Origin of the sequence: Arthrobacter subterraneus (genome assembly GCF_900099735.1) — a bacterium.
In the GTDB taxonomy this organism is placed as follows: Bacteria; Actinomycetota; Actinomycetes; order Actinomycetales; family Micrococcaceae; genus Arthrobacter_D; species Arthrobacter_D subterraneus.
Genome location: NZ_FNDT01000004.1, coordinates 184,233 through 195,202 on the forward strand (window position 1 = coordinate 184,233; position 10,970 = coordinate 195,202).

The following is a 10,970-nucleotide window of genomic DNA, read 5'->3' on the forward strand; positions in this document are numbered from 1 at the left end:
GAGGAACAGCGCGGGCACTGGATCTCGGCTGCCGTCACTGCTCCGGCCTCCGCACCGTGCCGCGGCGTGGAGCGGGAGCCATCCTGGAGCGGGTCTCGCGGATCAGGGACCGCGGCGAGAACTTTGCCCGCTGCCGCCGGAACCAGCCGACGGAGCCGCGCATGTCCTCCAGCGACGTTTCCACGGCATTCCAGTACTCCCCCACTTCCTGCTCGGTGGGCTCACCGGCGGCGAAGATGCTGGCATCCGCGCGTTCGGCGAGGAGTGTGGTGGACCCCGCGCTGGCCGGGAAGGCCTGCCCGAGCTCCCGCGCGCTCTCGCGGCGGGTGGCCTTTGCATTGGTGTCGGCTCCGAGGTCCGTTGCCAGGCTCAGCACCTCGCTCCAGCCGCCGCCGACCCGCTGGGAAGGCGCGCCGTCGTTCGCCCGCCGCTTCCGGCGTCGTACCTTCAGCAGGAGGATCAGCAGCAGCGGCAGCAGCAGGACGCCCAGCGGAATCAGGGCGAGCGCAATGGCCCGGATCAGCGGCCCCCAGTCGTCCCAGAAGTCCTTCTGGCGGTCTTCGGCATCCTGCGGTTCGGGGGCGGAGTCCGGCGGGAGCTCGGCCGGCTCCTGCGGCGGCGGCGGGGGCTGCAGGACCTGCGGTTTCGGCGAGGACCGGGGCTGCTGCTGGGGTGGTACCGGCTCGTTGTCCTCCGGCGGCGTGGGGTTCAGCGGGACCCAGCCGGCGTTGTCGAACGCGACTTCCACCCAGGCGTGCACGTCCTCGCCGGTCAGGGCGATCGGCGCGGACGGATCCTCCACCTCGTCCCAGTCCGGGTAGAAGCCCATCACCACCCGGGCGGGGATGTTGAGCTTGCGGGCCATCAGGGCCATCGCGACGGCGTACTGCTCGTCGTCGCCGACCATCTGCTCAGCGTCCAGGAGGGTGAGCATGCGCGCGGCGCCGTGGCCGGGCAGCGAGGGGGCTTCACCGTCCTTGCCGTTGCTGAAGAAGCCCTGTGAACTCAGCACCTGTTCGAGGCGGCGCACCCGCTCGATGGGGTCGGACACCTCCCCCACGTACTCGCTGGCTTTGGAGGCGATGACCGGAGGCTCGTTCCGGACCCGCGGGAGGGTGAGGTCGGCGAAGTCGTACTGCGTGAGCACCTCGTCGCTCGGGATGTCGGGGAAGACCACGTTGACGCTGTACGTGTCGCCGGACTGGACGCCGATCGTCGACAGGGCGGTGCGGGCGTCGTCGTTGTAGTACAGGGACCGGTTCAGGTCCTGGGACCGCGGCCCGCCCAGGTCCACCCCGAGCAGCTCGCCGCCGGAGGGCAGCCACACCCCGTTGTAGGCCCCGACGGTGATGTCCAGCGTTGCCACCGTGCCCTCGTCCTCGGCGAGGTCGGCGCTGCCCAGCTGCTGGGCGTCGCCCACCCTGGCGAAGTTCCCGGCAGCCTGCGGGTTCACGTTGTAGACCACGCCGTCGTAGGCGTCCATCGCGGCGAGGCGGATCCGCTGCCCTTCGGGGAGCCCAGCGACGGTGAGCAGGGTTTCGTCGGTCTGGTCCTTGACGTACTTGCGGAAGCTGGTGAGCGGGCTCGGGTAGTCGAACAGGTCCACGGGAGGCTCGACGACGTCGCGCAGGACATCCCGGTCGGTGCCGCCGGCGAGCACCGGGTTGATCAGGAGGGTGAGGACGGTTCCCACCGCCAGGACCGCGCCGCCCAGTCCGACGCGCCGGGCCGTATTGGACTGGAGACCGCCCGAAGCCGCGGAGGCGCTGCCGTCCGGCGGGAGCGCTGCGTTGGCGGACAGGGCCCCGCTGCGGTCCGTCCGCGCGATGTCGCGGCGGTACGCCAGCCACGCGGTGAGGGCGACCACCAGCAGCACGCCGCGGAGCTCCGGCAGGGAGGCCCGGTTGGTGCCGAAGGCGATGCTCGCCACAAACAATCCGAAGACCGGCAGGAGCACCCAGTAGGGTGTGCGGACGCGCCAGGCGAGCAGCCCTGCCGCCACCGAGAACAGGAGTGCGGAGAGGAAGGGGACCACGAGCATGCCGCGACTGATTCCCACCGGGTCCGCGACCGTCAGCAGGTCCTTCCAGGAGAACACGATGCCGACAATGAGGACGCGCAGCGACTCGAGGGTGGGCAGGAATCCCAGGAAGGATTCGACCGGCGCGGCGAGCGCGTGGCCGAGCAGGAGGTAGGCACCGAACAGGATCCCCGCCGTCGTCCAGAAACCCCACCGCTGGCGGGTGCTCAGCCAGGCGGTGAGCAGGCCGATGGCGATGCCGCCGAATCCTGCCGCCAGGTAGCGCAGGTCCCCGCCGAAGGTGGGCCCGAAGCCGAGGACGCCGAGCCCGAGGAGGATGGTCAGCGCTCCGACGTCGATTCCGGTCTGGAAGGTCCCGGGGAGCGAGCGGGTGCGTCCGGTGCGGCGGCTCATGCTGCTGCCTTCCGGAGGATCAGGGCGAGGTCGCTGAGGTCGCTGAGGGTGAGCACGGTGAGGTCGCCGATGGTGGCCCGTCCCGGTTCCTGGCCGCTGACGCAGCGTATGGCGATGCACCGGATCCCGGGCGGCACCGACGCCGCCGCGGACCGGAGCTGGGACGGGGTCACCTGCGGCCCCACCACGAAAAAGACCACTGACGCGTTCGGCACCGAATCCGCCGTCGTCCGCGCCAGGTCCACAGCGGTGAGGCGCTGGTTGCGGCCCTCGACCCGGGTCATGTCGTCCAGCAGGTTGCGGCCGGTTTCCGAGCGGACCGGGCCGTCCTGGGTCAGCACGCTCAGGTTCCGCTGCTCGCGGATCGCCTGGAGGCCGATGGAACCGGCCACGGAAACGCCGAGCTCGAATTCGGCGTCGGACCCGTATTCGGAGGTGTTGGTGGAGAGGGCCACAGCGAGGTGGGAGCGGCGGGTTTCCTCGAACTGGCGCACCATCAGCTTTCCGGTCCGCGCCGTGGTTTTCCAGTGGATGTGGCGGCGGTCATCGCCCGGCACATAGTCCCGCAGCGCGTGGAAGGAGACGTCGGCGCTGGAGAGGTCCTTGGTGGGCAGCCCCTCGAGGTCCTTGATGAACCCGGCAGCTGAACCGACCAGGGGTACGGTGCGCGGGTGGACATACAGGTCGGTGGGTTCGGTCCAGAACACCTGCCGGCGCAGCAGGCTCAGCGGGTCGGCGCGCACTGACCGGACGGGACCCACCACGATGACGGCGCGGCGGTGCGTGGGAATGGTGAAGAGGTCCTCGTGGAGCTGGTCCGGTTTCAGCCGCGGCAGGTGGAAGATCGCCGTCGCCGCACCCACCGGCAACTCCAGTGAGGCCGGCAGCAGCGGCTTCGACGAGGTGTTGGAGACGGCCACGCTTCCGACTGCGCGGTCACCCACGGCGACGCGCGTCCGGGACAGGTCCAGCTTCACGGCGTAGGACGATCGCCCCAGGATGAAACCGACCGCCAGGACAAAGAGGATGCTGCCCAGCAGGGCGGCCACCAGCGCTTCCCGCCAGTCGAAGACGGCGCCGAGCACCCAGAGGGCCAGCACCGTCCCGGCCATGATCCAGCCAAGGGGGCTGACCACTCCGACCACGGGGCCGCAGTACCGCCGGAGCGCCCCACCCACGCGCCGGGCGGCCGGCGTCCCGGCAGCGCGGAGCAGCTGCCACGCTTCCCGGGTCAGTGACCCTGGGTGAAAGCGCGACGACGGCGGCCTCCCTCCCCGTGGTCCCCTGCCGGGGGCGGGAGACGGTCTGGGAGCACGACGACGGTCGGGCGCGCCTGCGCGGCGACGCGAGGCGGCCTTCCGGGCGGTTTCGGTACCTGTTGCCATGGCGGATCAGCTGGGTCAGGCGGTTGCGCGCTGCTGCGGCGCTGAGACGTCGGCGAGGACCCGGCGCAGCACGGCCTCGGCGGTGGCGCCGGCGAACTCCGCTTCGGGGTCCATGACAAACCGGTGGGTCCACACGTAGGGCGCGAGCTCCTTCACGTCATCGGGCAGCACGTAGTGGCGGCCCTGACCGGCGGCCCAGACCTTCGCCGTCCGGACCATGGCCAGGGCGCCACGGACACTGACTCCCAGGCGGGTTTCCGGCGCGGTGCGGGTTTCCTCCGTCAGCCGGGAGATGTATTCGAGGACCGCCGGGTCCACGTGGGTTTCCATGGCGAGGTCCGCCATGTCCTTGACGGCATGGGTGGTGATGATCGGGTTCAGTGCAATCGAGCGGTCCCGGGTGGAGGCTCCGCTGAGCAGCTGCACGGTGGAGGCGTGGTCCGGATACCCGATCATCGTCTTGATCAGGAACCGGTCGAGCTGGGCCTCGGGCAGCCGGTAGGTTCCGGCCTGCTCAATCGGGTTCTGGGTTGCGATCACCATGAAGGGGCGCTCGTTGGTGTAGCTGACGCCGTCCACGGTGACCCGCGACTCTTCCATGACCTCCAGCAGCGCGGACTGGGTTTTCGGCGACGCCCGGTTGATCTCGTCAGCGAGGACGATGTTGGCGAAGATGGGGCCCTTGTGGAACTCGAATTCCTGCGTCTTCTGGTCATAGATGGTGATGCCGGTGACGTCGGAGGGCAGCAGGTCGGGAGTGAACTGGATCCGTGAATGGGTGCCCTGCACGGTGGCGGCGAGGGACCTGGCGAGCATGGTCTTGCCGGTGCCCGGCGCATCCTCGAGCAGCACGTGGCCCTCGGCGAGCATGGCTGTCAGGACAAGCCGCACCACGTGGGACTTGCCGAGCACGGCCTGCCCCACGTTGCCGACCAGCTTGTCGAACGTCCCGGCGAACCACGCGGCCTGTTCAGCGGTCATTGTCATGATGATGTCTTCCTTTTTCCATTGCGTGATCCGTGCTTGCTGTCTGTCCGGGCGGTCAACATGTCGGCGCTCCGCTTTCCACGGTGACGCTGGCTTCCTTGAACCAGGCGCCGCCCGCGCGCTTGACCCACTTGGTGGAGTAACCGGATTGGCCGGTGGTTTCAAAGACAGGGTACTGGCCGCCGTTTGGACGCGTACATTCGATTTCGAAGCGGTACCCGTTGCCGAACCAGGTTCCGCCCGCGTCCGCACAGTTTTTCCTGGTGGCGGCCTTCGTGTTTTCCGAGGCGGGGTACTCACAGGTTCCGTCGGTGAGGGTGTCATCCACGGTGCCGTATTTCTTCGGCGGTGGCGAGGTTCTTCCGGTGGCCGTCCGGGTGGCGCGCTGGCCCTCGGAATCCGTCACGGTGACCGTAATGGTCACGGACTGGTCGTAACCGTTGCCTGCCACCGCCTGCCCTCCGCCGGCCCCGACCGAGCCTGACTCCTGGCCCGCGGACCAGGTCACCGAGGTGACCGGCCGCCCGTTGGACGGCGTGGTGCCGATGGAGAAGACCACCTGCTCCCCCGACGGCGAGGAGCTGATGGACGGCGTGTGCGGCTGGCCGAAGGGCACCACCGCGTTGGACTGGGTTGCCGGTCCGGGATAGGAACTGCCGTTGGCGGTGTTGACCGCGCGGACGCCCACTGTGTAGGAGGACCCGTTGCTGAGGCCGCCGATGATGCCGTCGGCGGGCAGCGCCGCGAAGGCGCCGTTGTTCAGCTGGTACTCGTAGCGGGTCTGCTGTGCTGTGGCGCCGTTGGATTCCGGCCGGCCATGCGAGACGGTCAGCCGGCGGTCGCCCGGAGCTGCCTGGACGTTCGGCACCGCGCCCGGTGCACCCACCGCCTGCCGTGGTTCGGACGGCGCGCTGGGGGCAGAGGTCCCGGCCTTGTTGGAGGCCGTGAGTGTGAACGTATACGGATTCTGCGAATTCGGAACGGTCACCGTGGTGTTGAACACCGATCCCGAGAGCTCGGCGGAGCGCAGTGCCTTGCCGTCCTGGCTGGTGGTCAGGGTGTAGGTCTCGATTTCGGCGCCGTTCTTGTCCGCGGTGGCCGGCTGGGCCCAGGACACGGAGAGGACGGAGTTGGCGGAGCCTCCCTGCGAGGAGACCTGGGCGGTCGGCGCGGCAGGGGCGGCGGGCACGCCGGCCGGGATCTCGGAGGCGGAATAGGTACTCCAGTCCGAGGGATCCGGTGCCTGGTTGAACGCGCGCACACGAACCTTGTACGGGATGCCGTTCTCCAGGCCCGCCCATTCGGCGGTGGTGCCGGAGACACCGCTCTTCCGGAACTCTCCGCCCGGCGGCGCCGGCGAGATCTCCAGGTCATAGCTTTCCACCGGTGAGCCCTCGGTGGGCGGCACCTCCCACGCGACGGTGAGCGAGCTGTCGCCGAAAACGAGCCGCGGCGCGGCAGGGGTGGAGGGCTTTTCGTCCGGTCTCGCGGAGGCGGAGGTGCCCGACGACGGTGACTCACCGACGTCGTTCACTGCCACCACGGTGAAGGTGTACTCGGTGTTGTTGGTGAGCCCGGTGATGCTGCAGGTGGTGGCCGGGCAGTCCTGGCTGACACCGCCGCTGCCGGTGACCCGGTACCCGGTGATCCGGGAGCCGTTGTCCGCCGGCGGGTCCCAGGACAGGACGACGGTTTCGCTGCTGACCTCGCCGATCGACGGCGTGGCCGGAGCGTCAGGAGCGCCCTTGACGGTGAGCCGGATGCGTCCGTCGACCTCCCGCTCCGGGTCCCCCGTCCGGTCGCCGATGCGGTACTGCACCACGAGCGTTCCGACGAAGTCGTCGGCGGGTGTCACGGCAACGGAGTCGCCCTGGGCGCTCACTGAGCCGAGGCCTGTTTCCGTGCTGACCGAGAGCAGGGTAAGCGGAGAGTCGGGGAAGGGATTGGTGTCATTGGCGAGGGCATCGACGACAACGGTTCTGCCCTGCACCGCGTCGGGCTCGATGTCGTCGTTCGCCACGGCCAGCGGGCGGGTCGAGCTGACCACGGAAACGTTGATCGCGGCCTCCACCGGGTCGCTGCGCCCGTCGGTCACGGAGAACCGGACCGGGTGCACCTGGTTCTTCGCGGCAGAGCCCGCGGTCACGGACAGCACCGGGCCGTCGAGCGTCGCGGTGAGCCCGTCCGGAGCCCCGCCGACCTGCGAGAAGCTCAGGGTGTCCGCCTCGTCGATGTCGCGCACGAGTTTGGCGAGGTCGATCGAGGCGCTTTCCTGCTGGGCAACCTGCAGCTGGCCCGAGCGTGCTTCCGGCTCGTGGTTCCTGTCCGGGTCCGCCAGGACCATGATGCCCACGGTCAGCATCGATTTCAGTCCCTCGGGGTCATCGACGGAGGCGCCGTCGGTGACCTCGAAACTGACCGATGCCGCACCGGCGTAGTCTTCGGCGGAGGTGAAGACCAGGGTGCTCGCGTCGCGGACCAGCGGTGCGTTGTTGGAGGCCACGGCGGTGACCTTCGCGTCGTCGGTCAGCTGTACCTGCCGCCCTTCGCGGACCACCACCAGTTCGGTGAGGTCCAGCACGAGTTCCTCACCGCTTCTGACCTCCTGGGTAGCGGTGTCCCGCAGCGCCGGCGGCTGGTTCGCGGAGCCGGGGATGTGGATGAACGCCGTCGCCTGCAGTCCGTCGATGTCCGTGACCGTGTAGGGGATGGTCTGGGCCTCGGGCAGCAGCTGCACGTTGACCATGCTGGTGCCGCCTTCACCGGGGCGTATGGACGCGGTGGCGGTGCCTTCAGGGAAGGCGATCCGGAGTTCTTCGGGTGAGCCGTCCCGGTCAACGTCGTTCTCAAGCACCGGAACGTCCACGGCGGCCTGCCCGAGCGTTTCCGGGAAGGAGATCCGGTCGTCGTGGGCAATGGGCGCCAGGCGCGGTGCGTCCGGGCGGGTCTGCACGCGCACTGTTCCCATCGCGGTGCCGCCGCGGCCGTCGTCGACCGTGTACCGGAGTGCGGTGGTGCCGCTGCGCTGCGGCGAGGTGAAGCGCACCTTGCGGTCATGGACTTCCGTCTCGATCCCTCCGGCGGCTTCGAGGCCGTCCGGCAGCAGCGCCAGGGCGTCGCCGTCGGGGTCGGAATCATTGGACAACACATCCACGGTGACGTTGCGCCCGGGCAGGACGTCCACCGAATCATCCACCGGGACTGGAACCTGGTTGACGCTGCTCGGCAGGGCGATGCCCACGAGTACTGTCCCCGTGGAGCGTGCGCCGAAGCGGTCGCTCACCACATAGCTGAAGGAATCCTGGCCGGCGGTGTCGGTGGCCGCGGTGTATTCGATGTAGGTGGCGCCGACCCGCGCCGTGCCCTTCGACGGAGCCTGGTCGATGCCGATGAGGGAGACGGAATCGCCGTCGGGATCAATGCCCGTCAGCGGAATCGGGATGCGCGTGGTGTTGCCCGCGATGGCCCGCGCCTTGACGGTTTCCGGGAGCGGGCGGGAGTTGTTTTCCTCGTCGACGGCGCTCACCCGGAACAGGACCTGCGCCGAGTCTTCCTGTCCATCGGGGCCGCGGACCGCGTAGATGGCCCGGTAGGTGCCCGGCGTGCTGCCGGCCTTGAAGCGGAGGCTGTTGCCGGACACCGCGAGGAGTCCCTGGCCGGGGGCGACGGTCTCCACCAGTTCGGGGTCGAGGGTGAGTTCGCCGCCGTTGGGGTGGGTGTCGTTGGCGAGCACCTCCACCGTGGCGACATCGCCGGCGCGGACCGTGATCTCATCATCGGCCGCGCGCGGCGGCTGGAGTTTGGCGGGTGCCGGGATGGGGACCACGGACACCTGCCCGGTGGAGCTCTCACGGCCGTTGGACACGCTGTAGCTGAAGGTGATGCGCTCCTTCAGGCCGCGGGTGTCGCTGATGCGCAGGATGCTGTGGCTCAGCACCGCCACTGTCACGGGCGCATCGGCGGGCAGCGAAACGGACTGGACCACGAGGACGCCGCCGCCGGGATCGGTGTCATTGGCCAGCACATCGACCAGGGCCTGCCCGCCGGTGGGCAGCAGGGCGCTGTCGCGGACGGCAACGGGCGCGCCGGCTTCCCCGCCCTCGGGCAGGACGTCGATCCGGATGATTCCCGGCGCGCTGGCCGGGCCGTTGGCCACCACGTAGTCCAGGTAGACGGGCCCGGGCTTGCCGGAGCGGAAGGTGAAGGTGCCGACCTCATAGTTGGGCGTGACTTCCGCGGTTTCGCCGCCGTTGATACGGGTCAGCCGCAGCCCTTTCCCGGAGGGATCGAGGTCATTCTCCAGGGGCGCCACGAGCAGTTCCTCCCCCGCGTTGACGGTGAGGTGGTCGGGGTTGGCGATCGGTGGAACCTCACCGGGCGTCCGGACGTCCACGACGACGACGCCCTCGGCGGTCTGCCGGCCGTCGGAGACGGTGATGGCCACTTCCTTCTCGCCGATCTGCGCGCCGCCGTCAGTGAAGGTGAGGAGTCCGTCGTCGCGGTGCCTGGCGCTGTCACCCTCGGTGGCGACCGTGGCCGACTGCAGGTAGAGATCATCCCCGTCCGCATCCGTCCAGTCGGCGAGGATGTGCTGGCTGGCGCTCTGTCCCTGTTCCAGGACAATCCGGGTGGTGCGTTTCTGCAGCGGCGGCTCATTGGAATCGGCTGAACGCACGTTCAGCGTCACGGACGCGGTGTCCCGCCCGCCCCGGCCGTCATCGACCGTGTAGTCGAAGGTGTGCCTGCCCGGCGGGACGTCCGTGCCGAGCACCACCTGCAGCCCGGTGGCGTCATAGACCGGCTGCACCGCACCGACGTCGGGAAGGCCCTCCGCGACGGTCACGGTGAGCAGGTCGCCGTCGGGATCCGAATCGTTGTCCAGCACCGGAAGGAGCGTGGTGGAGCCCACCCGGGCACCCAGCTCGTCGTCCTCCGCGACGGGCGGCTGGTTCTCCCTGGTCCGGTCCGGAAGGGTGTTGACGGGATTTTCGCTGGCCGACTCCTCGTCTTCCTTCTCCTCCTCCTCCGGCGGCGGGATGATCTCGTCCCAGTTCTGCACCAGCTGCATGTCCTGCTGGACCAGCCAGACATTGCCGCCGCGGATGTCATTGAGTACGACGACGTCCCGGTTGGCCCGGAACACCAGTTCCGACTGCGCGGTGAGGGCGGGGATTTCCGCCGTGGTGTCGTTGGAGTCTTCGCTGCAATCCCGGACGTAGATGCCGGCGGCTGCCCAGGCAGCGTGTACGCACCCGTCCTGCTGCACCGGGGCGGAGGGTGCGGCCGAGGATGCAATGGCCTGTGTTGCGGGTTCGGAACCGTCCAGCGGCACGGAGACCAGGGCACCGGCCGTGGCCACCGCAACGGTGTCCGATTCCGGTCCGCTCTGCTGCAACCGGGCGCCGTCAGGCTCAGGGAGGATGCGGGAGCGCCCGTCCGGGAGGAAGACGGTGCCGGAGGCGGGATCGAGCGCAACGGGGTCGTTGCCCACCATGGTGACCTGGAGGTCTTCGACTCCGCGCAGCCCCTCGACGGTCTTCCGGGATTCCTCGGCGAACGCTCCCGTGCCGTCCGGTGCCCAGGTGATCAGTTCAGCGGAGGCCGGATCCGCGGTGGCGACGACGTCGAACGTGCTGATGGCGGCCGCTACGCCGGGGACGCCCTCCACGAGCGGTACGGCGTCTTCCGCCGCGAAGTTCCCGAGGCTGGTGACCGGGGCGGTGCGGACGGCGCCCTCGGCTGCGCTCACGGAGACAACGTAGTCGGTGCCCAATACCGGCAGGGCGTTGCCGGGCAGCTCCTGCTCATCCCCCGTGGTGACGGAGGTGACGCTGACCTGGCTGAGTGCACCCTGGTCCTGGTTGTGGGTGAGCACGGTGGCGTTCCGCTGCAGGACGTCGAAGGCGTTGCTGCCCGCGATGAAGCCGCCGTCCAGCGTCCGGGAGGGGTAGTTGAGGTGCCCCACCTTGCCCTGGGCCAGGTTGGTCACCCACACGCCGCCGTCGTTGAGGTCCACTTCGGCGGTGGTGACGCCGGGGTTGAGGACGGCGCCGACGACGGCGGCCGACACCGCGAGCGCCGTGCCGGACACGATGGCGCGCCTGCGGCGGTCAAGACCACGTTTCATGAGTGTTGCTGTCCCCCGGGAAAGGGCGCCTGGACCA

4 protein-coding genes are annotated in these 10,970 nt (G+C 69.5%); all 4 read right to left on the reverse strand.

Annotated elements, in window-relative coordinates:
• Window positions 1-34: 34 nt before the first annotated feature.
• From BLS52_RS07080 to BLS52_RS07095, 4 genes are read right to left on the reverse strand one after another with little or no spacing between them, the layout of a single operon-like run.
• On the reverse strand, window positions 35-2,434 hold the full coding sequence (locus BLS52_RS07080) for a transglutaminase-like domain-containing protein (RefSeq protein WP_245702737.1): 2,400 nt from the start codon (window positions 2,432-2,434) through the stop codon (window positions 35-37).
• Complete coding sequence (locus BLS52_RS07085; RefSeq protein WP_090585451.1) at window positions 2,431-3,819, reverse strand: DUF58 domain-containing protein; 1,389 nt, start codon at window positions 3,817-3,819, stop codon at window positions 2,431-2,433. The genes BLS52_RS07080 and BLS52_RS07085 overlap by 4 nt, the downstream gene beginning before the upstream one ends.
• Window positions 3,820-3,834: 15 nt before the next feature.
• The gene (locus BLS52_RS07090; protein ID WP_026544711.1) at window positions 3,835-4,806 is read right to left on the reverse strand and encodes an AAA family ATPase; all 972 of its coding nucleotides are present in this window, start codon (window positions 4,804-4,806) and stop codon (window positions 3,835-3,837) included.
• A 55-nt stretch (window positions 4,807-4,861) separates the two neighbouring features.
• The gene (locus BLS52_RS07095) at window positions 4,862-10,933 is read right to left on the reverse strand and encodes an Ig-like domain-containing protein (protein WP_090585453.1); all 6,072 of its coding nucleotides are present in this window, start codon (window positions 10,931-10,933) and stop codon (window positions 4,862-4,864) included.
• Window positions 10,934-10,970: the final 37 nt, after the last annotated feature.